The organism is Rhizobium herbae, assembly GCF_017873135.1.
Taxonomy (GTDB): Bacteria; Pseudomonadota; Alphaproteobacteria; order Rhizobiales; family Rhizobiaceae; genus Pararhizobium; species Pararhizobium herbae.
The window spans coordinates 433,957-459,348 of sequence record NZ_JAGGJV010000004.1 but is presented as its reverse complement, the minus strand read 5'-3'; the positions used below and the strand labels follow the sequence as shown (position 1 = coordinate 459,348).

At 61.0% G+C, this 25,392-nt stretch carries 21 protein-coding genes; 13 read left to right on the top strand and 8 right to left on the bottom strand.

What is annotated here, in order from left to right:
• Positions 1-444: 444 nt before the first annotated feature.
• From J2Z75_RS13825 to J2Z75_RS13815, 3 genes are all read left to right on the top strand, one after another.
• Positions 445-921, top strand: a complete 477-nt coding sequence (locus J2Z75_RS13825) for a GNAT family N-acetyltransferase (protein ID WP_209853255.1) — start codon at positions 445-447, stop codon at positions 919-921.
• 19 nt (positions 922-940) lie between these two features.
• Positions 941-2,965, top strand: a complete 2,025-nt coding sequence (locus J2Z75_RS13820; RefSeq protein ID WP_209853253.1) for a beta-N-acetylhexosaminidase — start codon at positions 941-943, stop codon at positions 2,963-2,965.
• A gap of 767 nt (positions 2,966-3,732) precedes the next feature.
• Positions 3,733-5,520 (top strand): methyl-accepting chemotaxis protein, encoded by a 1,788-nt coding sequence (locus tag J2Z75_RS13815; RefSeq protein WP_209853252.1) that lies wholly within the window; start codon positions 3,733-3,735, stop codon positions 5,518-5,520.
• Between the two features lie 87 nt (positions 5,521-5,607).
• Here J2Z75_RS13815 and J2Z75_RS13810 read toward each other — a convergent pair whose 3' ends face one another.
• Positions 5,608-8,835 (bottom strand): efflux RND transporter permease subunit, encoded by a 3,228-nt coding sequence (locus J2Z75_RS13810; RefSeq protein ID WP_209853250.1) that lies wholly within the window; start codon positions 8,833-8,835, stop codon positions 5,608-5,610.
• 39 nt (positions 8,836-8,874) lie between these two features.
• Entirely contained in the window at positions 8,875-10,095 is a 1,221-nt protein-coding gene (locus J2Z75_RS13805; protein ID WP_209853248.1) for an efflux RND transporter periplasmic adaptor subunit, read from the bottom strand.
• Positions 10,096-10,280: 185 nt separating this feature from the next.
• Between J2Z75_RS13805 and J2Z75_RS13800 the strand changes: the two genes are divergently transcribed.
• Positions 10,281-10,880 carry a TetR/AcrR family transcriptional regulator gene (locus J2Z75_RS13800; RefSeq protein WP_209853247.1) on the top strand — a complete coding sequence of 200 codons (600 nt, stop codon included), beginning with the start codon at positions 10,281-10,283 and terminating at the stop codon, positions 10,878-10,880.
• Between the two features lie 54 nt (positions 10,881-10,934).
• Here the strand turns inward: J2Z75_RS13800 and hutC are convergent, their stop codons facing one another.
• Positions 10,935-11,702 carry a histidine utilization repressor gene (gene hutC, locus J2Z75_RS13795; RefSeq protein ID WP_209853245.1) on the bottom strand — a complete coding sequence of 256 codons (768 nt, stop codon included), beginning with the start codon at positions 11,700-11,702 and terminating at the stop codon, positions 10,935-10,937.
• Positions 11,703-11,902: 200 nt separating this feature from the next.
• Between hutC and J2Z75_RS13790 the strand changes: the two genes are divergently transcribed.
• The 7 genes from J2Z75_RS13790 to J2Z75_RS13760 all read left to right on the top strand — a co-directional run bounded on the left by J2Z75_RS13790 (position 11,903) and on the right by J2Z75_RS13760 (position 18,735).
• Entirely contained in the window at positions 11,903-12,742 is an 840-nt protein-coding gene (locus tag J2Z75_RS13790; RefSeq protein ID WP_209853243.1) for a transporter substrate-binding domain-containing protein, read from the top strand.
• Positions 12,743-12,883: 141 nt separating this feature from the next.
• Positions 12,884-13,606, top strand: a complete 723-nt coding sequence (locus J2Z75_RS13785) for an ABC transporter permease (protein ID WP_209853235.1) — start codon at positions 12,884-12,886, stop codon at positions 13,604-13,606.
• A gap of 10 nt (positions 13,607-13,616) precedes the next feature.
• A complete protein-coding gene (locus tag J2Z75_RS13780; RefSeq protein ID WP_209853233.1) occupies positions 13,617-14,327 on the top strand; it encodes an ABC transporter permease in 711 nt (236 codons plus the stop codon).
• 32 nt (positions 14,328-14,359) lie between these two features.
• Complete coding sequence (locus J2Z75_RS13775; RefSeq protein WP_209853231.1) at positions 14,360-15,130, top strand: ABC transporter ATP-binding protein; 771 nt, start codon at positions 14,360-14,362, stop codon at positions 15,128-15,130.
• A 3-nt stretch (positions 15,131-15,133) separates the two neighbouring features.
• Entirely contained in the window at positions 15,134-16,627 is a 1,494-nt protein-coding gene (locus J2Z75_RS13770) for an HAL/PAL/TAL family ammonia-lyase (RefSeq protein ID WP_209853229.1), read from the top strand.
• Positions 16,628-16,648: 21 nt separating this feature from the next.
• Positions 16,649-17,806 carry an N-methyl-L-tryptophan oxidase gene (gene solA, locus J2Z75_RS13765; protein WP_209853228.1) on the top strand — a complete coding sequence of 386 codons (1,158 nt, stop codon included), beginning with the start codon at positions 16,649-16,651 and terminating at the stop codon, positions 17,804-17,806.
• A gap of 2 nt (positions 17,807-17,808) precedes the next feature.
• Positions 17,809-18,735, top strand: coding sequence for an arginase family protein (locus tag J2Z75_RS13760; RefSeq protein WP_209853225.1), 927 nt, complete (start codon positions 17,809-17,811; stop codon positions 18,733-18,735).
• A gap of 3 nt (positions 18,736-18,738) precedes the next feature.
• Here the strand turns inward: J2Z75_RS13760 and J2Z75_RS13755 are convergent, their stop codons facing one another.
• The gene (locus tag J2Z75_RS13755; protein ID WP_234937325.1) at positions 18,739-19,338 is read right to left on the bottom strand and encodes a HutD/Ves family protein; all 600 of its coding nucleotides are present in this window, start codon (positions 19,336-19,338) and stop codon (positions 18,739-18,741) included.
• Between the two features lie 57 nt (positions 19,339-19,395).
• Between J2Z75_RS13755 and J2Z75_RS13750 the strand changes: the two genes are divergently transcribed.
• Both J2Z75_RS13750 and J2Z75_RS13745 read left to right on the top strand, forming a co-directional pair.
• Positions 19,396-19,656 carry a type II toxin-antitoxin system Phd/YefM family antitoxin gene (locus J2Z75_RS13750; RefSeq protein WP_209853223.1) on the top strand — a complete coding sequence of 87 codons (261 nt, stop codon included), beginning with the start codon at positions 19,396-19,398 and terminating at the stop codon, positions 19,654-19,656.
• Complete coding sequence (locus J2Z75_RS13745) at positions 19,656-20,048, top strand: type II toxin-antitoxin system VapC family toxin (RefSeq protein ID WP_209853221.1); 393 nt, start codon at positions 19,656-19,658, stop codon at positions 20,046-20,048. The genes J2Z75_RS13750 and J2Z75_RS13745 overlap by 1 nt, the downstream gene beginning before the upstream one ends.
• Before the next feature lie 3 nt (positions 20,049-20,051).
• Here the strand turns inward: J2Z75_RS13745 and hutU are convergent, their stop codons facing one another.
• From hutU to hutI, 4 genes are read right to left on the bottom strand one after another with little or no spacing between them, the layout of a single operon-like run.
• Positions 20,052-21,725, bottom strand: a complete 1,674-nt coding sequence (hutU, locus tag J2Z75_RS13740) for a urocanate hydratase (RefSeq protein WP_209853219.1) — start codon at positions 21,723-21,725, stop codon at positions 20,052-20,054.
• Positions 21,722-22,540 (bottom strand): N-formylglutamate deformylase, encoded by an 819-nt coding sequence (gene hutG, locus J2Z75_RS13735; protein WP_209853217.1) that lies wholly within the window; start codon positions 22,538-22,540, stop codon positions 21,722-21,724. Before hutG ends, hutU begins: the two co-directional genes overlap by 4 nt.
• Positions 22,541-24,076: a histidine ammonia-lyase gene (hutH, locus tag J2Z75_RS13730; RefSeq protein ID WP_209853215.1), complete on the bottom strand. Its 1,536-nt coding sequence runs from the start codon at positions 24,074-24,076 to the stop codon at positions 22,541-22,543.
• A gap of 49 nt (positions 24,077-24,125) precedes the next feature.
• The gene (gene hutI, locus J2Z75_RS13725; protein WP_209853213.1) at positions 24,126-25,376 is read right to left on the bottom strand and encodes an imidazolonepropionase; all 1,251 of its coding nucleotides are present in this window, start codon (positions 25,374-25,376) and stop codon (positions 24,126-24,128) included.
• Between the last annotated feature and the right edge of the window lie 16 nt (positions 25,377-25,392).

Here is a 25,392-nt window from a genome sequence, read left to right as displayed (position 1 = left end):
ACTGTCGCAATAGGTGAAAATTAAGGATTTCTTAACTTAAGGTAAATTTACGTCCTCCCCACGAATCATTGCTGGCGGCGCGGGTCGTTTCAGATTCCCCATAATCTGCATTTTTTGATTTCGCCGACTTCATCGCACGGCCAAAACAGCCTGTTGACAGGCATTCAATTCTCACCCTAGATTAAGTCAAATTACTTGACTTAATCGTTCGATCAACGAAATCTGAGGGGGGATGAAGCTCTGCATTTTCTCGCTGCTTGCCGAGATCAAGCGGGAGTGCAATCAATCGTCCTTTCGTGCCGGGTGAAAGTGCCCGGTTTTTGAGTCATGCGGAGGAGGTCCGGCGGTCGAGCCGACCGGTCTCCGAGGCCGTCGATCAGATCGGCAGGAACCATTTCGTTCGCGTCCTCGGCGTATCTCAAACGTAGTCACACGGGGTTCAACATGGATTATCTGGTCAATCTCTCGCTGGTCGCGGCGGTGCCCGAACTCGATGCACGCATGGAAAAAGCCGGCGTCGCTATCCGCCGGGCACTTGCACCGGAATTTGAACTGGTCACCGGCTGGGTGCGGGAAAAATTTAGTTCGGGATGGGCGAGCGAGACGGCCGTTGCCTTTGCGCGCCAGCCGCCGACCTGTTTCCTTGCGACCCGAGCGGAAAAGCTGATCGGCTTTGCCTGCCATGAATCGATCGCCCGTGGCTTTTTCGGGCCAACGGGCGTCGACGAGGCGGCGCGTGGCGAGGGCATCGGCCATGCATTGCTTCTGGCCTGCCTGCTGGATTTGAAGACGATGGGCTACGGCTACGCCATCATCGGCGATGTCGGGCCGTCTGCCTTTTACGAACGGACGGTGGGCGCGACGCCAATCCCGAATTCCGCGCCCGGCGTTTATGCAGGCCTGCTCAACACCAACGAGTGACTTTTCCTGGAGCGAGATGATGACGATAGCGACCAAGACCAAATACCAGCTGGAAACATTCTGGGTGCCGGGGGGGCAGGACGAGAATCCTGCTTATGCGCTGAGCCTGACCAACAACACCGACCAGCCGCTTGAAGGCTTTACGCTCTGCGTCTCTGGCCCGGCGCGCATAGACCCGGAAGCGACGGTGGAAGGCGGCAGGCTGCTGACGCGGCTGTCGAACCACGCCGAATTCGCACCGCCGGAAGGTTTCGTTCTGAAGCCGGGCGAAACCTGGACGGTGAAGGCGCTTGGGATGAGCTATCATCCGAAGCATTGGACCGATGGCGCCAACGCCGGTTATGTCGTGCTCGCCGACAACAATACGGTGCCGGTGAGCGTCGCGCCGACGCGGGCGAAGGGCGACAATGCTGCGCTCACCCGCGGCTCTGTCGTCTATCCGGTGCCGAAGGTCGCGCCGGTGTCCGTTTCCGTCGTGCCGTGGCCAAGTGCAGTGTCTGTCTCCGGTCGGTTGGCGCCTCCTGTTGGCCTCGATCTCCAGTCCGAAGGCGCCGAGGCGGATGCGGCGGTGCAATCGTTCAAGTCTCTCACGGGAGGGCTATTTCCTGTCGAAGGAATCGTCCGGCCGGCGGCCGAGGGCGGGTTTCCGGTGTTGCTGACGTTGGCCGACGGTCTTGCGGCCGAGGCATACAGTGTCCGGTTTTCCACGTCCCGCGTGACGGTTTCAGCCAGTGCCAGCACCGGCTTTCTCTATGGCCTGATCACGCTTGCGCAGATCCTGCGCGGCGCGCGGCTGCATCCTGAAACCTTTCTGTTCCCGGCCTCGGGTGAGATCACCGACGAGCCGGCGCTCGGCTGGCGCGGCGTGCATCTCGATGTTGCCCGGCAGTTTTACGGCACGGCGGAAATCGAGCAGTTCCTGCGGATCATGGCATGGAACAAGCTGAACCGCTTCCACTGGCATCTCTCCGACGACGAGGCATGGCGTGTCGAGATCGACGCTTATCCGGCGCTGACGGAGATTGGCGCTTGGCGTGGTCATGGCCTGAAAATTCCGCCGCTTCTGGGTTCCGGTCCGCAGGTGACCGGCGGTTACTACAGCAAGGCGGCGATCCGGCAAATCGTGGCGCTGGCGGGAAATCTCGGCATCGAAGTGGTGCCGGAAATTGACGTGCCCGGTCATTGCTACGCCATGTTGCAGGCCATCCCGGAACTGCGTGATCCGGCCGAATCCGGTAGCTATTTCTCCGTTCAGGGTTTCCCGGACAATTGCATCAACCCGGCGCGCGAAGAGACCTACCGCGTTCTCGAAACCATTTTCGATGAACTGATCGAATTGTTTCCGTCGAAGATCATCCACATCGGTGCCGACGAGGTGCCGCTCGGCGCCTGGTCAGGCTCGCCGGAAGCTTTGGCGCGGCTGCGCGATGTCAGTGGCGAAGCCATGGCGACGGCTCACGCCGCGCGACTGAATGTCATCACCAATACCCACGGTGCCGATGAGATCGACGGATCGGGAGCCGCAGTGCTGCAGGCGGAATTCCTGGCACGCATTCAGAACTTTCTTGCTTCGCGGGGCTGTGTCACGGGTGGCTGGCAGGAGGCTGCGCATGGCAACGTCATCGACAAAAGCAAGTCCCTGCTGTTCGGCTGGCGGACGGTCGAGGCGTCGGCGGCGCTGGCCGGCGAGGGCTATGACATGGTCGTCTGCCCCGGGCAGGTCTATTATCTCGATATGGCCAACAGTCAGGCCTGGTCTGAGCCGGGAGCCAGCTGGGCCGGCTGGTCGGATCCGGAAAAGCTCTACGCCTTCGATCCTGTCGAAGGCTGGAGCGAGGCGCAGAAGAAACATCTGCTCGGCGTGCAATGCTGCATCTGGTCCGAACCGATGACCGACCGTGGCGTCTTCGACCGGCTGGTTTTCCCCCGTCTGTCGGCACTTGCGGAAACCGGCTGGTCGCTGCCGGAGCGCAAGTCCTTCGCTCGCTTCGAGGCGCTGGTCGGGTTGATGCCGATCCTTTACGGCGTCTACGCGGAGAAATAGTGCGAACCAAAACCCGACCGGGTGGGGGATACTTTCCTCACCTGCGGAACCCCCTGATCCTTCGGGGGAGACCGTGCGAAGGAAGGGCTTGGGAAAGGGGCACGACCTTTCCCAAGACGCGCAGCGGATGAGCTTTGACGGATGCGTGCCGAGTTACCCTGATTCCACATTTAGGTTGGCGGCCTTTGCTTCTCTCTACAGAAATATAAACTCGTCCGGATCGAAACATGACGAAAAAGAGAAGCAATTATAAGGTGTATTTTCTCTCAGTTGTGGAAAAAACTAACAGCACATGAAATTTTAAAATTTTGCTCGAGATTTTGCCCGAGAATGGGCAAGTGAAGATAAAAATCATATATATTTGCCACTTTTTCCTATTAATCGTACTAATTCGGTATAATTTAAGCCTATGAACGGTGGTTTTAGCGAATTTTCGCTTTTGCGAATATTGGTGCCGGAAATTGTCGTAATCATTAATTGTTCCTTCAGAAATAATACCAATAGTTGTAGTCATGCAGCCGGGCAGTCACCCGGGCATGATGCGGATGCATAGGCCGGCGAATATCCGGCATGTCATTTTTCAGAAGGCCTGATCGTCTCGCGGGTGGTCCCCGTACGGGCGGCGATCGCTACGGTCAGGCTCCACGGCCATAAGAGAAAACAACAGAGAAACACCGACATTCGGGGCTCTGACTGGCCGACGCATGCGCCTATTGCTGCGCCCAAACGGCGCAAGGAAACCGATCAAATGCCGAAGGAGGCGTTTCATGAGCAAGCTTTTCCCGTTTTTTGGTGGCGATACCGCCGCTGTCATGGCTGCGATGCATAAGTCCCAGGCAATCATCGAATTCGATCTCAACGGCAATATCCTCAATGCCAACCCGAATTTCTGCGCTGCGCTGGGCTATGAGCTGTCCGAGATCAAAGGCAAGCATCACCGGATTTTCGTTGATCCGGGGGAAGCGGCGAGCACCGACTACCGCGAATTCTGGGCGCGGCTTGCTCGTGGCGAATATGACAAGCGCCAGTACAAGCGCATCACCAAGAGCGGCCGGGAAATCTGGATCGAGGGGTCCTACAATCCGGTCTATCGCGGCGGCAAACCCTACAAGGTGGTGAAGTTCGCGACCGACATCACCGCTGCCAAACAGCAGGCGACGGAGGACGCCGGCAAGCTGAACGCCGTCTCGCGTTCGCAGGCCGTGATCGAATTCACGCCAACCGGCGAAATCCTGACCGCCAACGCGAATTTTTGCGGTGCTCTGGGCTATCAGCTATCGGAAATCCAGGGCAAGCATCATCGTATGTTCTGCGATCCGGCCTATGTGCAGACTGAAGAATACCGGCAGTTCTGGGAGAAGTTGGGACGCGGCGAGTTTACGGCCAACGAGTTCCTGCGCTTCGGCAAGGGCGGCAAGGAAATCTGGATCCAGGCGGCCTACAATCCCATCGTTGATGACAAGGGCAAGGTCTTCAAGGTCGTCAAATACGCAACAGATGTGACCGAGCGCATGGGGGCGGTCGCAACACTGGCCACAGCTCTGAAAAACCTGTCTGAGGGCGACCTGACGCAAAGCCTCGACAAGCCCTTCGTGCCAACGATGGAAAAAGTCCGTCACGATTTCAACGATGCGGTGGCAAAGCTGCGCTCGGCGATGCAGTCGGTCGGCGCCAATGCCCAGGCCATCGCGGCGGGTTCGACGGAAATCCGGTCGGCTGCGGACGATCTGTCCAAGCGGACAGAGCAGCAGGCGGCTTCCGTGGAGGAAACGGCCGCGGCTCTCGAGGAAATCACCACGACTGTTGCCGATTCCAGCCGCAGGGCGGAAGAAGCAGGCAACCTCGTCGCCGCAACCCGTGAAAATGCCGAGCGATCCGGAGCAGTGGTCCGCAATGCCATTACGGCGATGGGGCAGATCGAGCACTCATCGCGCGAAATCTCCAACATCATCGGCGTCATCGACGACATCGCCTTCCAGACCAATCTTCTGGCGCTCAATGCCGGGGTCGAAGCGGCCCGTGCGGGGGATGCCGGCAAGGGGTTTGCGGTCGTCGCACAGGAAGTCCGTGAACTTGCCCAGCGTTCGGCAAAGGCAGCAAAGGAGATCAAGGCGCTGATCAATGCCTCCGGCGAACAGGTCAAGAGCGGCGTCTCGCTGGTTGGAGAAACCGGCAAGGCACTGGAGCAGATCGTCAAGCAGGTCCAGGAAATCAACACCAACGTTGTCGCCATCGTGGAAGGTGCCAGGGAACAGGCGACGGGTTTGAAGGAGATCAACCAGTCGGTGAACACCATGGACAAGGGTACGCAGCAGAACGCGGCGATGGTGGAGCAGTCCACGGCCGCCAGCCACAGCCTGGCCCGCGAGGCGGAGGCGCTCTTTGCTCTTCTCGGCCAGTTCAGGGTCGGGCAGCGGACTTCGTCACCTCGAGCGGTGGACGCCGGTCATCATCCCCGGCCGGTGGCATCTCCTGCCCGCAAGGTGGCGGGACAGGTGATCCGGGCATTCTCCGGAAGTGCTGCTCCGGCGCAGGACAGCTGGGAAGAGTTTTAGGCCGACGGCCTTGCTTGCAACGAGAAACGGCGCCGCTTGATCGCGACGCCGTTTCTCGTTGGATGGATGAGTGGCGGGCAGACCCGCCTATTCGGCTGCTTCAAGCCCGGGCAACGATGGCTGCGTATGCAACTGCGTTACCGAAGCCGGCTCGGCGACCGGATGAGCCCCGCTTTTCTTCAGCGGTCTGTTTCCAGTAAGAGCGCGGACCAGGATGTAGAAAACCGGCGTCAGAAATAGGCCGAACAGGGTCACGCCAATCATGCCCGAGAACACGGCCACACCCATGGCATGGCGCATTTCGGCGCCGGCACCCGTGGAGGTGACCAGTGGCACCACGCCCATGATGAAGGCCATCGAGGTCATCAGGATCGGGCGCAGGCGCAGACGGCTGGCCTTGATGACCGCGTTAAACGGCGTCGCCCCCTCGAATTCGAGCTCGCGGGCGAACTCCACGATCAGGATGGCGTTCTTGGCCGACAATCCCACCAGCACGATCAGACCGATCTGCGTGAAGACGTTGTTGTCGCCACCCGTAAGCCAGACCCCGCCAAGCGCTGCCAGCAGCGCCATCGGGATGATCATGATGATCGATAGCGGCAAGGTCAGGCTTTCGTACTGCGCCGCCAGAACCAGGAAGACGAGCAGGATCGACAGCGGGAAGATCAGCACGCCGGTATTGCCGGCAATGATCTCCTGGTAGGTCAGCTCGGTCCATTCGAAGCTGACACCCGCAGGCAGGGTTTCCGCGGCGATGCGTTCGACGGCTGCGCGGGCCTGGCCGGAGGAGAAGCCCGGTGCCGTGTTGCCGTTGATATCGGCCGAGAGGAAGCCGTTGTAGCGCATCGCCCGTTCCGGGCCGGCGCTGGAGGTGACGTTGAGCACTGCCGACAGCGGGATCATCTCACCGGAGTTCGAGCGGACTTCCAGCTTGCCGATATCTTCGGCCTGGGCGCGGTAGTTGGCATCGGCCTGGACGCGCACGGAGTAGGTCCGTCCGAACTTGTTGAAGTCGTTGACATAGACCGAGCCGAGATAGATCTGCAGCGTGTTGAAGATTTCCGTCAGCGGAACATTCAGCTGGCGGGCCTTGGCGCGGTCGACGTCGGCATAGAGTTGCGGAACGTTGACCTGGTAACTCGAGAACATGCCAACCAGTTCGGGCGTCGTATAGGCCTTGGCCATGAAGCCCTTCACGGCCGCATCGAGCGCTTCGTATCCCAGACCGGCCTTGTCTTCCAGCTGCAGCTTGAAGCCGCCAATGGCGCCGAGACCCTGAACGGGCGGCGGCGGGAAGATCGCGCTGAAGGATTCCTGGATGACGCTGAGTTCCTGGTTCAGCCGTCCGGCGATCGCACCGGCGGAAAGATCCGGCGTCGTGCGCTCCTCGAAGGGTTTCAGCGACAGGAAGACGATGCCGGCATTGGAGGAGTTGGTGAAGCCGTTGATCGAGAGGCCGGGGAAGGCAATGGCGCTTTCGACGCCTGGAACCTTGAGCGAGATATCGCTGATCCGGCGGATGACTTCTTCTGTCCGGTCAAGTGAAGCGCCATCAGGCAACTGTGTGAAGCCGACCAGATATTGCTTGTCCTGCGGCGGCACGAAACCGCCGGGCACGGCCTTGAAGAAGAACACGGTTGCGCCGATGAGCAGGAGATAGACGCCCATCATCAGCGTCTTGCGCGAAATCACGCCCTTGACGCCGCTGCTGTAGGCCCGCGATCCGCGGGAAAAGACAGCGTTGAAACCGCGGAAGAACCAGCCGAACAGGACGTCCATAATCCGGGTCAGGCGATCCTTCGGCGCGTCATGGCCGCGCAGCAGCAGGGCGGCCAAGGCCGGTGACAGGGTGAGCGAGTTGAAGGCGGAGATGACGGTCGAAATGGCGATCGTCAGGGCGAACTGCTTGTAGAACTGGCCGGTGAGGCCGGAGATGAAGGCAAGCGGCACGAAGACGGCGACAAGCACCAGTGCGATCGCGATGATCGGGCCGGAGACTTCGGTCATCGCCTTGTAGGTCGCCTCGCGTGGAGGCAGGCCATCCTCGATGTTTCGTTCGACGTTTTCGACAACCACGATCGCGTCATCGACGACGATGCCGATCGCAAGCACCAGTCCGAACAGGCTGAGCGCATTGATCGAGAAGCCGAGCATCTGCATGACGGCGAAGGTACCGACGATCGAGACGGGAACGGCAATCAGCGGAATGATCGAGGCACGCCAAGTCTGCAGGAAGATGATGACGACGATGACGACGAGGGCGATGGCTTCGAGCAACGTTTCGATGACGGCCTCGATCGAGGCGCGGACGAATTGCGTGGTGTCATAGACGATCTCGTAGTCGACGTCCTGCGGCATCGATGCCTTGATCTCCTGCATGGTGGCGCGGACCTGATCGGCGATTTCGATCGCGTTCGAACCGGGCGCCTGGAAGACGGGGATGGCAACGGCCTGCTTGTTGTTGAGCAGCGAACGCAGCGAATATTCGGCCGAGCCGAGCTCGATGCGGGAGACATCACGCAGGCGCGTGATCGCACCGGTCGGGCTCGTCTTGATGATGATCTCGCCGAACTCCTCCTCGCTCTGCAGCCGCCCTTGGGCATTGACGGAAAGCTGCAGATCGACCCCTTGCTGGTTGGGTGAAGAGCCGATGACGCCGGCGGCGGCCTGGATGTTCTGAGCACGGATTTCATTGACGATATCGGAGGCGGACAGGCCCAGCTGGGCCATTTTCTGCGGATCGAGCCAGATGCGCATCGAATAGTCGCCGGAACCGAACAGCTGCACCTGGCCGACGCCGTCGATGCGGGCAAGCCTGTCCTTGACGTTGATCAGCGCATAGTTGCGCAGATAGGTCATGTCGTAGCGGCCTTCGGGCGAGGTCAAATGCACGACCATCATCAGGTCCGGGGAGCTTTTGATCGTGGTGACGCCAAGGCGGCGCACCTCTTCCGGCAGGCGTGGTTCCGCCTGGCCGACGCGGTTCTGGACGAGCTGCTGAGCCTGATCCGGATCGGTGCCGAGCTTGAAGGTCACGGTCAGCGTCATCAGGCCATCGGTGGTCGCCTGGCTGCTCATATAGAGCATGTCCTCGACGCCATTGATCGATTCCTCCAGCGGCGTCGCCACCGTCTCGGCGATGACTTTCGGGTTGGCACCGGGATAGTTGGCACGGACGACGATCTGGGGCGGCACCACGTCGGGATATTCCGAGATCGGCAGGATCGTCATCGCGATCAGGCCGCCAAGGAAGATGATGAAGGACAGAACGCCCGCGAAAACCGGGCGATCGATGAAAAATCTCGAAATATTCATGGCGTGATCCGCCCTTGTTCTGAAGTGCCGGAAAAAGGCTTAATTGGTAATCGAGGCTTGCTGCTCGGGATTGGCAGCCGGGTTCATGGAGACCATTTCAGGTGCCACGAGCGCGCCGGGACGGATACGCTGCAGGCCGTTGACGACGATGCGCTCCTTGGCTTTGAGCCCCGCCGTTACCACCCGGAGGCCATCGGATTTCATGCCGACGGTGATCTCGCGATATTCGGTGGTGTTGTCCGGCTTGACGACCATCACATATTTCTTGTTCTGGTCGGTACCGATCGCCCGCTCGTGCACGAGCACTGCATCTTCGGACTTGGCCTGGCCCATGCTCAGCCGGGCAAACTGTCCCGGCATCAAGGCACCATTGGCATTGTCGAATACGGCTCGTACACGGATTGTGCCGCTTTCCGGATCGACGCTGTTGTCGACGAGCTGAAGCTTGCCCTTGACGTCCGGCAGTCCGGCGACGTCCATCCGGACCGGAACGCGGTCGAGGAAGTTGCGGGCGTTCACGCCTTCCGGCAGTTCGGCCAGGATGCCGGTGACGATGCGTTCGTCGGCCTCGAAGCTGGCATAGATCGGGCTCAGCGACACAAGCCGGGTGAGGATCGGTGAGGAAGGACCCGCGGCGATCAGGTTGCCCGCGGTAATTTCGATCTTGCCGACGCGGCCGGTGATCGGGGCGCGGATTTCGGTATAGCCAAGGTTGAGGGCTGCCGATTGCAGTCCGGCGCGTGCCGCTTCCACATCGGCCTCGGCGCTTGCCAAGCCGTTCATGCGTTGATCGACTTCGCTCTGCGATACGGCGTTGGACGCAAGCAACTGCTGGCCGCGCTTGAGCTCGATCCGGGCGAGAGAGGCTCGCGCTTCGGCAGCCGTGACGTTCGCCTGGGCACGGGCCACTTCCGCCTGGTAGGGGGCGGGGTCGATCGTGACGAGCAGATCGCCCTTCTCAACGATCGCGCCTTCCTGGAAATGGACCGACTGGATGGCGCCGGCGACGCGCGAGCGCAGTTCGACGTGATCGACGGCCTCAAGACGTCCGGAGAATTCGCTCCATTGCGTCACCGGCTTGGCCTCGACGACCGCGACGGAGACCGGAACAGCAACGGGTGCCGCGGTGGATGCGTCAGCCGCATTGCCGCTGCCGGACGGGCTTCCTTGCAGATCAAAATAGATTGTCGGCGCAATGGTGGCGGCTGCAAGGACGAAGCCAGTGGTGAGAAGCCTGGTTCTGAAAGTTCCGAATGACATGGCGGCTATCCTGAATTTCTGCCCCGGGAGGAGGGCCGCCCGTCGGTCCTTCGTGGGAGGCGAGGGATTTGGGCGAGGGTTGCATTGACGTTCAATACCGTTCGGTATAGAAATAGTTTCTTGAACCGATCGCGTCAATCGAATTATATACCGATCGGTATAAAAAAATTCGGGAGGGCCACCCTATGGGACGGCCAAGAGAGTTCGATGTCGATGATGCCCTTGAAACGGCGATGGAGCTGTTTTGGCGGAAAGGCTATGAGGGCACGTCGCTCTCTGACCTGACGGAAGGCATGGGCATTACCAAGCCGAGCCTCTATGGCGTCTTCGGCAACAAGGAAGGCCTCTTTCTTAAGGCGCTGGAGCGCTACGAGCGCACCAAGATGAATTTCTTCCATGAGGCGCTGAAGGAGCCAAGGGCTCGCGACGTTGCCGAGAAGATTCTGCGGGGCTTTGCCGACAGTCAGACGGCTGAAACCGGCCCGAGCGGCTGCATGGGTATCAATGGCGCGCTTGCCTGCAGCGAAGCTGCCGCGGAAATCCAGAAATGTCTGATCGAAAATCGCCATCGCGGCGAGCGGGATCTCGCAGAGCGGTTTGAGCGTGCGGCGAAGGAGGGTGACTTGCCTGCGGGGCAGGAGCCTTACGACCTCGCTCGCTATATCATGACCATCTCGCAGGGGACGGCTATCCAGGCGGCGTCCGGCGCGGACCGCCCGGCGCTGTACCGCGTCATCGACATGGCCCTGCAGTTCTGGCCAGTGTCGGCCGTTCGAAACGGCTGATTATATTAGCCATTTAAGTTCCATATACAACATGGCAGGTGTTTCACCGAAAGATCAATCGTCGGACATCTTTCCGTTACGTGATTCCAGCCGATATCGGTTGCCGGGATAGACGAGCCGGGCAAAGGAAACGACGCGCTTGGACGACCATGTGCGCCGCCGGATAAGCAGGCATGGCTCCGTGCGCAGGATGACCAGAAGCTTGCATTCCCATGGCTGCGGCATGGCCGCCTCGACGATATGTTCGGACCCGCTCAACGGCGCTTCGGCGGTCAGGTAGGCGTTCGGTGTCAGCGTTGTAAAATCCTGCTCGAGATAGCCGGGGGCGGCTTCCGGGTTGACGAAACGATCCTCTATCTGGACGGGAACGCCGTTTTCGCTGTGCACGATCAGCGAATGAAACACCGGTGCGCCGATCGGAAGGCCGAGTGCATCCGCCACGTCGGGTGCTGCCGTTTCCTGTGCCAGAACGATGACGGAGGCCTGGTGCGTATGGCCGCGCTCGTCGATCTCCTCGGCGATGTTGCGCACTTCGAAGAGCTCGGAATAACCCTTTCGTTCGGCAACGAAAGAGCCGACGCCCTGAATGCGGACCAGTTCGCCCTCGCTTGCGAGTTCGCGCAGCGCCCGGTTGGCTGTCATCTTGCTGACGCCCAGTTCGGCGACCAGTTCGTTCTCTGAAGGGACGCGATGTTTCGGGGGCCATTCGCCGCTCTGGATGCGGTCGAGGATCATCTGCTTGACCCCCGCATAGAGCGGCGAGTTGTCGCCTTCAACCGTTTCCCATCTCAGGAGGGCGTTCTGCTCGGTGCTGCGCTTCATATGCTCATTCCTTGGGCGAAATTAAATTTGCATCCAAATGCGGCCAGCCTCTTGCATACCACAAAAATTCGCATATGGTACCATATACAACATGGATGCACAGGATCATTTTTCGAGCCTCGCCATCCGTCAATGAATTTGTAAAGCCGGCGCAAGATCGGCGGACGTTGTTGAAGATAAATCCTCAGAGGAACCTGAACATGAACCTGACCAAACTTTTGATGGCTGGCGCCATCGCATGTGCAACCCTTGCTGCTCCAATGGCGCAGGCCAAGGACTGGAAGACCGTCACCATCACGCTCGAAGGCGCCTATGCGCCGTGGAACCTGACCAACCCGGACGGCACGCTCGGCGGTTTCGAGCCGGAGCTGGCCAAATATCTCTGCGACCATATGAAGGTCGAGTGCACGCTCGTCGCCTCCGATTGGGACGGCATGATCCCGGCGCTCAACGCCGGCAAGTTCGATGTGATCATGGATGCCCTGTCGATCACCGAAGAGCGCAAGAAGATCATCGACTTCACCATCCCATATGCCCATACGCACGCCGCTTTCGCGACGCTCAAGGATGGCCCGCTGGCCAATGCTGCCGGCACCGGCACTGTCGTCAAACTCGATCCGGGTGCGACCGGCGTCAAGGAAGTCGACGCGATGAAGGCAGCCTTCGCCGGCAAAACCATCGGCATCCAGGCGGCTACCGTCTATTCGAAGTTCATCTATGACAACTTCGGCGATGTTGCGACCGTGCGCGAATACAAGACCGGCGCCGAGCGCGACCTCGATCTCGAAACCGGCCGTATCGATCTCGTCTTCGACGATGCCGTCTACCTGATCTCCGCCTTTGAAAAGTCCAACGGAACTCTCGGCTTCACCGGCCCTGAAATCGGCGGCACGATCTTCGGCAGCGGCGAAGGCCTTGGCATCCGTCAGGCCGATACCGACCTGCGCGACATGTTCAACAAGGCTATCGAGGCCGCTCTCGCCGACGGCACGATCAAGACCCTGTCGATGAAGTGGTTCAAGACCGACGTTACTCCCTAATCTCTAGGTCGCCCGCCGCTTGCTATTTTGCGAACGGCGGGCACACTTGTGATGACGGACCGCTCTTCATCGGTGCGGCCTGCCATATCCATCTGAGGTTCGGGAAGCCGGCTTGGCCGGAAACGACGGGGCGCCTGCGGCATGGCATTACTTCAAATGATCGGATTTGGCCCCACCGGCTGGGGCGGGCTGCTTCTGGTGGCAGCATTGATGACGCTCTGCGTTACCGCCGTGGCACTCCTGATCGGCGCCATTCTCGGCTCGCTGGTCGCCTGGGCGAAGCTGTCGGGCAGCAGGATATTGAGGACGATCGGCGGCACTTACACGACCGTCTTCCGCGGCGTTCCTGAACTGCTGATCATATATCTCGTCTATTTCGGCGGATCGAGCGCGGTCACCGCCATCGGCACGGCGATGGGCTATGAGGGCTTTCTCGGCCTTCCGTCCTTTGCCGCCGGCGCCCTTGCGGTTGGCATCATCTCCGGCGCCTATCAGGCCGAAGTGTTTCGTGGCGCCTACCTTGCCATCCCCAAGGGCGAACTGGAAGCGGCACAGGCGATCGGCATGAACCGGAGCCTGCGCTTCCGCCGCATCATCGGGCCGCAGGTGTTTCGTTTCGCCATTCCCGGCATCGGCAATGTCTGGCAGCTCAGCCTCAAGGATTCGGCGTTGGTTTCGGTAACAGGGCTTGCCGACCTGATGCGCACCAGCCAGGTCGCCGCCGGTTCGACGCGTCAGCACTTCCTGTTCTTCATCGTTGGCGGATGCCTCTACCTGATCCTGACCAGCTTCTCGGACCGCATTTTCACCAGCGCCGAAAAACGCGCCAATCGCAGCATGCCGACCAGTCTCGGCCAGGCCTAGGAGACGCACGATGGACATCGATTTCATGATCTCGACCATGAAGACGTTGCTGGCAGCCTTGCCGATGACGCTGGCACTTTTTGCCCTTTCTGTCTTCTTCGGCGGCATACTGGCGCTCGTCATCGTCTGGATGCGCGTCAGCGGCAATGCCGCCGCCCGCAATTTTGCCAAGGGCTACATCTTCATCTTCCGTGGCTCGCCATTGCTGATCCAGATGTTCCTGATCTTCTACGGCCTCGGGCAATTCGGCTTTATTCGCTACAGCTTCCTGTGGCCGGCGCTGCGCGAACCTTTCGTCTGCGCAGTGCTGTCGCTGGCGCTCTGCACGGCCGGTTATTCCGCCGAAATCTTCCGCTTCGGCCTGCGGGCCATCCCCGCCAAAGAAATCGAGGCCGCGCGGTCGATCGGCATGTCCGGCTTCCTGTTGACGCGCCGCATCCTTGCCCCTATCGCCTTCCGCCATGCGCTTCCGGCCTATTCGACGGAAGTGGTGATGATGGTGAAATCGACGGCGCTTGCCAGCCTGGTGACGGTCTGGGAAGTGACCGGCGTCGCCCAGCGGCTGATCGCCCAGACCTATCGCACGATGGAAGTCTTCCTCTGTGCCGCCATCATCTACTTGCTTCTGAATTTCCTGATCCTGCAGGCCATGTCCCTGCTCGAATACAAGTTGACTCCACACCGCCGCGCCGCGCCTCTCTTTCCGGTGCCGCAGCGATGAACCCGACGCCCCTCAACCAGACTGGAACGACCATGGCAGGTACAACCCGGCTTTCCGTCCGCAACATCCGCAAAAGTTTCGGCACGCATGAGGTCTTGCGCGGCATTTCGCTTGAGGCGCGCGACGGCGATGTCATTTCGCTGCTCGGCGCCAGCGGCTCGGGAAAATCGACCTTCCTGCGCTGTATCAACCTTCTGGAAATCGCCGACCACGGCGAGATTTCCGTCGATGGCGAACTCATTCAGATGCAGCAACGCGGTGGAAAGAACGTCCCGTCCAATCGCCGCCAGGTGGATCGTATCCGCTCGGAACTCGGCATGGTCTTCCAGTCCTTCAATCTCTGGTCCCACATGACGATCCTCGAAAACGTCATTGAAGGTCCGGTGCATGTGCTGAAGCGTGCCCGCGCCGAATGCATTGCCGAGGCGGAAGCGCTGCTGGAAAAAGTCGGTATCGCGGAAAAACGCCATGCCTATCCGGCGCATCTGTCCGGCGGCCAGCAACAGCGCGCAGCGATTGCCCGTTCGCTGGCGATGAAGCCGAAGGTGATGTTGTTCGATGAGCCGACATCCGCGCTCGACCCGGAACTTGTCGGCGAAGTGCTGCGCGTCATGCGCTCGCTTGCCGAAGAGGGCATGACGATGCTGGTCGTCACTCACGAGATGAGCTTTGCCCGCAATGTGTCCAACCGGGTGATTTTCATGAAGTCCGGCGAAATCGACAGCGACGGTACGCCGGATGATCTGTTCGGCCAGGGCGGATCGGCCAGTTTCCGCCAATTCATCGGCAATTTCGGAGGCTGACACGTGCAGGATATCACGCTCGAAGCGGCGCTCGACTGGCGCGCCGCGGCGGCGGTTGCCGAAGGTGCAAATCTTTTGTTATCCGCTGAAGCGTCTCACCGGGTCGAGACGGCCAGCCGCATCGTCTCGGCGATTGTCGAAAGCGGCGTTCGCGCCTATGGCATCAATACTGGCGTCGGTGCGCTGGCCGATACGGTCGTCGATCGACCCTCGCAAAACCGCCTGTCGCGCAACATCATCCTCAGCCATGCCTGCGGTGTCGGTCCGTTGCTGGACCGCCGGGAGGTTCGCGCTATCATTGCGGCGCAGATCGCCAATTTCTCGCACGGGCACTCCGGCGTCCGTCCGGCCATCGTCGAGACTTTGCAGGCGTTCCTTCGCGAGGATTGCATTCCCGAGGTGCCATCCAAGGGCTCGGCCGGCTATCTCATCCACAACGCCCATATCGCGCTGGTGTTGATCGGTGAGGGCAGGGCGCGGCTGAAGGGAAAGTCGTTCACCGGCGCAGAGGCTTTGAAGACACTCGGCATAAAACCGCTGGTGCTGCAGGCCAAGGAAGGCCTCAGCCTCGTCAACGGCACGGCCTGCTCCACGGGGCTCGGCGTGGTGGCCTTGGTGAGGGTCGAGCGGTTGCTGGACTGGGCCGATGCCATCGTGGCGCTGACCATCGAAGCGCTTGGCGGCCAGATGACGGCCTTCGATGCACCGGTGCTTGCTCTGCGCAAGTCAAAAGGAATTGAGAGGGTCGGTAAGACGCTGCGTGAGCGCCTTGCGGGAAGCGGTCTGATCGAGGCTGCCAAGGGAGCCCGGACGCAGGATGCTTTAAGTCTTCGTTCGGTTCCCCATGCGCATGGCGCGGGCTGGGATGTGTTCGAATTCGCCGGCTCGATTGTCGATCAGGAATTGGCTTCCGTGACCGACAACCCGGCAGTCTCCGGCACGCCGGAAGCGCCAATCGTCTCGTCGGAGGCGCACGCCGTTGCACCTGCTCTCGGACAAGCGCTCGATAGCCTTGCCATCTCCATTGCCCAGATTTCGGCGATGAGCGAGCGTCGCATAGACCGATTGGTCAATCCGCTGGTGAGCGGGCTTCCGCCTTTCCTGGCGGTTGATCCGGGCGCGGGGTCCGGCTTCATGATCGCGCAATATACGGCTGCGGCCCTTGCCGCGGAAAACCGACGGCTTGGCGCACCGGCAAGCCTTGATGGCGGTATCACATCGGCACTGCAGGAGGATTTCCTCGGGCATCCGACGGCCGCGGCCAACAAGTTGCTGGCGGTCATCGGCAATGCCGAACAGATTCTGGGCATCGAATTTGCCGCCGCGGCGCAGGCGCTGGATTTCAAAGCCAGTGTCGCGCCACGGGCAAAGGGTACCAATGTACTCTATCACCATATCCGCGCCGCCGTGCCAACCTATGCCGACGACCGGCCGCTCGGCTGGGATCTGGAAAAGGCATGCGAACTGCTGCGCGCATCGCCGCCACCCCGCATCTGAAATTTCCGAGAGGATATGACCATGACTGCCCATTTCGACGTTGCTGTTGTCGGCCTCGGCGCCATGGGCAGTGCTGCCATCGCGCATCTGGCTGCGCGGGGCGTCAAGACGATCGGTATCGACGCCTACTACCCCGCCCATGCGCTCAGTTCCTCGCATGGCGACAGCCGGCTGATCCGGCTCGGTTATTTCGAGGATCCCTCCTATGTGCCGCTGCTGCAGCGCGCCTACGCCAACTGGCGGACGCTCGAAGCACGGCTGCGTGAGGAGGTGCTGACGATCACCGGGGTTCTCCAGATCGGCAAGCCGGACAGCAAGATCGTCAGCGGCACGAAGAAAAGTTGCGCGCTGCACAATCTGCCGCTGGAGACCTTGAGCCCGGACGAGATGCGCTGCCGTTTTCCGGTGTTTTCGCTGGATGACGACGAAGTCGCCTTGCTCGATCCGCAGGGCGGCTATCTGCGCCCCGAAGTAGCGGTCATGGGCCATCTCAAGCTTGCCGCTGCCGATGGTGCAGCGCTGCATTTCGGCGAAAAGGTCACGGCGATAGAGCCGGGCGATGATGGCGTCATCATCGTTTCCGATACCGGGCGTTACAGCGCCAGCAAGATTATCGTCGCGACCGGTTCCTGGATCGGTGAACTGGTGCCTGCGCTGCGCGATCATGCGGTGCCGATCAAGCAGGTCGTTGCATGGTACCAGCCGACCGATGGTTTCCTCACCATGCCGCAGCGCATGCCGGTGTTCATCCGCGACGAAGGCGAGAACGGCTCCTTTTTCGGTTTTCCAGCCATCGGCGTCGATGGGGTCAAGGTCGGCCGTCACGCGCATTTTCGCGAGCCGATCGACCCGAACCAGCTCAATCCGCCGGTCAATGACCGCGATACCGATCTGCTCGACAGTTTTATCCAGCGCCGTCTTCCGGCCGCCGCCGGGCTTCGCGTCCGGTCCACGACCTGTCGCTATACGATGCTGCCGAGCGAGGATTTCCTTATCGACCTGCTGCCCGGCGACAAGCGCATCGTCGTGGCGTCTCCCTGTTCCGGGCATGGCTTCAAGTTCACCAGCGTTGTCGGCGAGATTCTGGCTGATCTGGCGCTGGATGGTGGCACGGATTTGCCGATTGGTGCCTTCTCGTTTGACGCCATGGGCCGGTTTTTGGTCGCGCGGGCGGCTTGAACATGACCGACAAGCTTGTGCCCGCGCCAGAAACCTTCTTTGACCTGCCAGCCGCGAGCGAAGCCCACGCGGGTTCCGTCGCGATTTTTGGTGCCGTACACGGAACGGCATATCCCGGCAGCATTCACGACATGTCCGGTGTATCTGCGCCGGGCGCAGTTCGCCGCGCAATCACCGCTGCCTCCGTGCATCTCGACCATTGGGATTTCGATTTTGATGGTCCTTTGTTGAACGACGGCGCCTTGGAAGTGGTCGATCTCGGCGATGTCGTGACGAAACCGGATGACAATGCTGGCAATCGTGCGGCGGTTGAAACGGTCACGCGAGACATCCGAGCGACGGGAGCAATCCCGGTTCTCATCGGCGGTGACGATTCGGCCGCCATCCCCTTCGTGCGCGGACTTGCCGATGTCGATGCTCTGCACATCCTCCAGATAGACGCCCATATCGATTGGCGCGATCGTATCGGCGACGAGACGCTCGGTTATTCCAGCACGATGCGGCGAGCCTCGGAGCTTCCTTTCGTCCGGTCCATGACCCAGGTCGGCATCCGCGCTGTCGGTAGCGCGCGGCGGGAAGAGGTGGAGGCGGCGAGGGCCTGGGGGGCACGGCTGGTCACGGTGCGGCAAGTGCGGGCAGGCGGCATGGCGGCAATCGCAGATGTTATTCCACGCGATGGTGCGCTGCTCATCCATATCGACGTCGATGCGCTTGATCCGTCGATCTGCCCGGGCGTCAATGCGCTGTCGCCCGGTGGTCTATGGCTGGATGAAGTGACGGAGCTGATTGCTTCGGCCATGGCCGGTCGCACGCTTGCCGGTTTTTCGATTGTCGAGTTCCAGCCGAAGAACGATATCAACAATATGACCGCGACCGTCGTCGGTCGTCTGATCTGCCATGTGCTTGGCCATCTGGCCCGCAGGGCGTAGGTCTCAGCTCGCGGCGATGCGGATAAGGTAAGCTTCTGTCGGCATGTCGGAGGTGATCAGGACAACGCCGTCGAGGATCGCGCAATCGAGCCGGCCGAGTTCTTCGGCATGATCTCCGGTCTCTATCCGCAGATTGCCAAGCGACAGAAGCATCGTGACGCCGCCCTCGGCATCCAGATGGTGCTGCCCCTCGAATGTCCGCCGCTCGACCTGATGCGTCCATTGTCCACGCCGGGTCATGACGTTCAGATCGACGATAGTGCCCGATACCAACCGGGCGGACGTCGATGCATCGGCCGGAAAGGCGAGCGGTCGTGATGCCTGCGTCAGTACGACCGGTGTCCTTCCTTCAATATCCAGTTCCATGCCTTCTCCCTGGAGGATGGACAGGGTGCGGTCTATCCCGGCGAATACGGAAAACGGGCCGTCAGTCGCCACCGTTGCCATGCTGACGCGCCATCCGAAACCGGCAAGGTCGGCCTGCTGTGGAAACACCGCGATCTCCACGGTTTCACCACCGCCATTTTTCCAGGGCATTCGCCGATGGCTGTCGGCTTTTAAAACCAGCGGACGGTTGTGGTTGGGTTGCCGCGTGTCGGACATTGTAAACCTCGATGAAGTAAACTAAGTTTAATGGACTAAGTCCGATGGAGGGCGATGATGGAAACCGTCAATATACACGAAGCGAAGACACATCTCTCACGCCTGATGGAGAAGGTGTCGAAAGGCGAATCCTTCATCATTGCCAAGGCCGGAAAGCCGATCGGGAAGCTGGTGCCGCTGGAAGAAGCCGACACGCCGAAAAAACGGCGGATCGGTTTCATGAAAGGCGAAATCATCATACCGGATGATTTCGATACGATGATGGCTGATGAAATCGAAGAGATGTTCTACGGCAACCCCGACAAATCCAAAGACTGATGAGACTTCTGCTCGATACACACATCCTGATCTGGGCTGCGGGCGATATCGATCTGCTCCCCAGCGGTATCAGGCGTCTTATCGAAGATGCTGCTAATGAGCTTCTGTTCAGCCCCGCCAGTATCTGGGAAACGGCGATAAAGCACGGGCTCGGTCGTGACGATTTTCGGACCGATCCTTTTGTTCTGCGCTATCGCCTCCTCGAAAATGGATACATTGAACTGCCGATCAACAGCGAGCACGCAATCGCCATTGCAGGTTTACCGTTGCTCCACAAAGACCCCTTCGATCGAATCCTGATTGCTCAGTCAATTATCGAAGGGGTCCCGTTGATCACTGTAGACGATGTCGTTCTTCGATATCCTGGTCTCCCAAAATATCCGCCGGTCTAAGCCTCAGTTCCCGAGAATTCCCGGCAGCCGCAGACCCTTTTCCTTGGCGCAATCGACGGCAATCTCGTAACCCGCATCGGCGTGGCGCATGACGCCGGTTGCGGGGTCGTTCCAAAGGACGCGCTCCAGGCGGCGGGCAGCATCGTCGGTACCATCGGCGCAGATGACCACGCCCGAATGCTGCGAGAAGCCCATGCCGACGCCGCCGCCATGGTGCAGCGATACCCAGGTGGCGCCCGATGCGGTGTTGAGCAGCGCGTTGAGCAATGGCCAGTCGGACACGGCGTCCGAGCCGTCCTTCATCGCTTCGGTCTCGCGGTTCGGCGAGGCCACGGAACCTGAGTCGAGGTGGTCGCGGCCGATGACGACCGGGGCGGAGAGTTCGCCGGTCCTGACCATCTCGTTGAAGGCGAGGCCGAGGCGGTGACGGTCACCGAGACCAACCCAGCAGATGCGTGCGGGCAGGCCCTGGAAGGCGATGCGCTCGGCGGCCATGTCGAGCCAGTTGTGCAGGTGCTTGTTGCCGGGGGTTAGTTCCTTGACCTTTGCATCCGTCTTGCGGATATCTTCCGGATCGCCGGAGAGCGCTGCCCAGCGGAACGGGCCGATGCCGCGGCAGAACAGCGGGCGGATATAGGCCGGGACGAAACCCGGGAAGGCGAAGGCGTTTTCAAGGCCCTCTTCCTTGGCAACCTGCCGGATGTTGTTGCCGTAGTCGAAGGTCGGGATGCCCATGTCCTGGAAGGCGATCATCGCCTCGACATGTTCGCGCATCGAGGCGCGCGCGGCCTTTTCGACGGCCTTCGGATCGCTTTCGCGCTTTTCCTTCCACTCTCCCATCGTCCAGCCCTTCGGCAGGTAGCCGTTGATCGGGTCGTGGGCCGAGGTCTGATCGGTCACCATGTCCGGGCGGATGCCGCGGCGAACCATTTCCGGCAGGATGTCGGCGCAGTTGCCGAGCAGGCCGACGGACTTCGCCTCGCCGGCAGCAGTCCAGCGCTCGATCATTTCCATCGCTTCATCGAGCGTTTCGGCACGGGCATCGACGTAGCGGGTGCGCAGGCGGAAATCGATCGAGTCGGGATTGCATTCGACGGCGAGGCAGCAGGCTCCGGCCATGACGGCGGCGAGCGGCTGGGCGCCGCCCATGCCGCCGAGACCGCCGGTCAGAACCCACTTGCCCTTGAGGTCGCCGTTGTAGTGCTGGCGGCCGGCTTCGACGAAGGTTTCGTAGGTGCCCTGCACGATGCCCTGCGAGCCGATATAGATCCACGAACCGGCGGTCATCTGGCCGTACATGGCGAGACCCTTTTTATCCAGCTCGTTGAAATGATCCCAGGTCGCCCAGTGCGGCACGAGGTTGGAGTTGGCGATCAGAACGCGCGGCGCATCCTTGTGGGTGCGGAAGACGCCAACCGGCTTGCCGGATTGCACCATCAGCGTTTCGTCTTCATTGAGGTCGCGCAGCGTCGCGACGATCTTGTCGAAGTCGGCCCAGGTGCGGGCAGCGCGGCCGATGCCGCCATAGACGACCAGTTCGTGCGGGTTCTCGGCCACTTCCGGATCGAGATTGTTCATCAGCATGCGAAGCGGCGCTTCGGTCATCCAGGATTTCGCGGTCAGTTCGGTGCCGCGGGCGGCGCGGACGTCGCGGATATTGTGACGAGGATTAGTCATTTGGTTCCCCTTTTCGTGTGTGCCAATGTCAGCGCTGCTGTTTCGATGCGCGTAAGAATGTTTTTCAGGTGAATGCGAAGCTTGACCGCCTTGGCTTCGTCATAGGCGAAGGGCGGTGTCTCGGTGGTGAGATGGGTGGATTGCGCCAGCTCCATCTGGATTGCGTGCGCGCCGGTTTCCGGCCTGCCATAGTGACGCGTCGTCCAGCCGCCCTTGAAGCGGCCGTTGAGAATGCTGGTGTAGCCCTCCGCGTTCAAAACGATATCGACGGTTGCGTCCTGGATAGTTTGATCGCAGGTCTTGCCGCTATCGGTGCCGATGTTGAAATCGGGCAATGTGCCCTCAAACAGGAACGGAATGTCCGACCGGATCGAATGGCAGTCGTAGAGTACGGCGACGCCATGGATTGCTTTTACACGCTCGATCTCGGCTGCAAGTGCGGCGTGATAGGGTGCGTGAAAGTCGGCAAGCCGTGCGGCGATATCGGCTTCAGTCGGCTCTTCGCCATCCTTCCAGATCGGGACGCCGTCGAAATCGGTGCCCGGAATGAGCCCGGTTGTGTTCTGGCCGGGATAGAGGCTGACGCCTTCCGGGTCGCGGTTAGCGTCGATGACGTAGCGATGGAACGTGGCGCGGACCGTTGTCACCTCCGGCAGCAAACCATCATAGAGATGATGGATATGCCAGTCGGTGTCGGCGAGAATGCGGCCGTTGTCGTTGAGCCGCTCCCAGATCGCCGGCGGAACGTCGGTGCCGGTGTGAGGAAAGCCGAGAATGACGGGTGATGAGCCCTGCTTGACTTCAAAAATGCTCATTCAAGCCTCCAGAACGGGAAGAATGGCGGTGGAAACTGCGGCGTTCAGGGCGCCGGTGGCGACGAGGTCGCTTGCCGCCTTGAGATCGTCAGCCATATAGCGGTCGACTTCCAATGTCGGGACGACGGAGCGGATAGCGGCGATAGCGTTGCGCAGTTCCGGGCTGGTGGTCAGCGGGCTGCGGAAGTCGATGCCCTGCGCCGCCGTCAGCGCCTCGATGCCGATGATGGAAAAGAGGTTGTCGGTCATCTGCAGAAGGCGGCGGGCGCCGTGGCAGGCCATGGAAACATGGTCTTCCTGGTTGGCGGAGGTCGGGGTGGAATCTACGGAGGCCGGGTGCGACATCTGCTTGTTTTCCGACATCAGCGCTGCCGAGGTGACTTCGGCGATCATCAGGCCGGAGTTGAGGCCCGGCTTCTTGGCCAGGAATGCCGGCAGGCCGTAGGAGAGGGCCGGATCGACCAGAAGCGCGATCCGGCGTTGCGAGATGGCGCCGATTTCGCAGACGGCAAGCGCGATCTGGTCGGCGGCAAAAGCGACGGGTTCAGCATGGAAATTGCCGCCGGAGACGACGGAATTATCAGACAGCACCAGCGGATTGTCGGTGACGGCATTGGCTTCGATTTCGAGCGTGCGGGCAACCGAGCGCAGCAGATCGAGGCAAGCGCCATCGACCTGCGGCTGGCAGCGGATGCAATAGGGATCCTGAACCCGTTCGTCACCTTCGATATGGCTTTCGCGGATGACCGAGCCCTTGAGCAGGCCGCGCAGGGCAGCGGCGGCGTCGATCTGGCCCTTATGGCCGCGCAGCGTATGGATATCCGGATGGAACGGTGCCGAGGAACCCATGGCGGCGTCGGTCGAGAGCGCGCCGGTGATCAGGGCGGACTGGGCAGCACGGTGAGCGCGGAAGAGACCGGCCAGCGCCAGGGCCGTCGAGACCTGCGTGCCGTTGATCAGCGCCAAACCCTCCTTGGCGGCCAGCACGACCGGCGTCAGGCCAGCGCGCTCCAAAGCGGTGCGGCCGGCAAGCTGTTCGCCGTTGTAGAAGGCTTCGCCTTCGCCCATCATCACCGCTGCCATATGGGCCAGTGGCGCAAGATCGCCGGAGGCGCCGACGGAGCCCTTTTCCGGGATGACCGGGATGACGCCCTTGTCGAGCATGCCCTCGATCAGGCGGACGAGCTCGATCCGCGTGCCGGATGCGCCGCGACCGAGCGAGACCAGCTTCAGCGCCATGATCAGGCGGACGATGTTCTCAGCGAGCGGCTGGCCGACGCCGCAGCAATGGGAGAGGATCAGGTTGCGCTGGAGGGTGGCAACGTCGGCGGCGTCGATCTTGATGCTCGCCAGCTTGCCGAAGCCGGTGTTGATGCCGTAGACCGGCGCATTGCCGGCGGCGATCTCGGCGATGCGGGCTGCGGCCTTCTCTATGCCCTTGTCGAACGAGGGATCTAGCCGTGCTGGCTCACCGGTCCAGTAGATGGTTTCGAGGGTCGAAAGCGGCACGGAGCCCGGCTGAAGAATAAGAGTCATAAGTCAGTCCTCACCAATGCGCGGAGCCAGGCTCACGCGTCTTAAAATTTCAATGTCCGTTGCGGACGCGCGCATGCAGCGGGTTGAAGCCCATGCGGTAGACGAGTTCAGCAGGCCGCTCGATATTCCAGATGGCGAAATCGGCCCATTTTCCGGGTTCGAGCGTCCCCACTTCGTCGACGAGGCCCAATGCGCGCGCCGCCTCCCGCGTCACGCCGGCAATACATTCGGTGACCGTCATGTCGAACAGCGTCGCCGCCATGTTCATGGTCAGAAGCAGCGAAGTCAGCGGCGAAGTGCCCGGATTGTTGTCGGTGGCGATCGCCATCGCAACGCCAGCATTGCGGAACAGATCGATCGGCGGCTTCTTCGTCTCGCGGATGAAATAGAAGGCGCCCGGCAAGATGACGGCGACGGTGCCGCTCCTTGCCATCGCCGCGGCGCCGACCTCGTCGGTATATTCCAGGTGATCGGCAGACAATGCGCCATATTCGGCGGCAAGGGCTGCGCCGTGCAGATTGGAGAGCTGATCGGCGTGCAGTTTGACGGGCAGGCCATTCGCCTTCGCCACGTCGAAAACCAGTCGCATTTCGTCAGTCGAAAAGGCAATACCCTCGCAGAAACCATCGACCGCATCGGCCAATCCTTGCGCCGCGATGGCGGGCAGCATCTCGCTGACGACCTTGGCGATATAGCCGGTCTTGTCGCCCTTGAATTCCGGCGGCAGCGCATGGGCACCGAGGAACGTGGTGCGAACAGCCACGTCGCGCTCTTCGCCGAGACGGCGCGCGGCGCGCAGGGCCTTCGCTTCGTTTTCGAGATCGAGGCCATAGCCGGACTTGACTTCGACTGTGGTCACGCCCTCGGCCATCAGGGCGTCAAGCCGGGGAAGGGTCTGCCTCACAAGCTCGTCTTCACTGGCTTCGCGCAGGGACCGGACAGAAGAGACAATGCCACCGCCGGCGCGTGCTACCTCTTCATAGGTGGCTCCTGCCAGCCGCATCTCGAATTCGTTGGCGCGGTCTCCGGCATGGACCAGATGCGTGTGGCAGTCGATCAGGCCCGGCGTGATCCAGCGGCCTTCACAGTCGATAATTTCTCCGGCATCGTCGATGGAAAAGGGCAATCCGGCTTCGCCGCCGGCATAAAGGATGCGCCCGTCCTGCACGGCGATCACACCGTCTTCGACAAGGCCGAGGCCCGGTAGCGCAGGGTTCAGCGTCGCAAGCCGCGCGTTCCGCCAGAGGCGATCGCAGGCGGTTGGCCGGGCGCTGTCGGGTTTCGATTTTATGGAAGACATCGATTTCTCGCCTTTC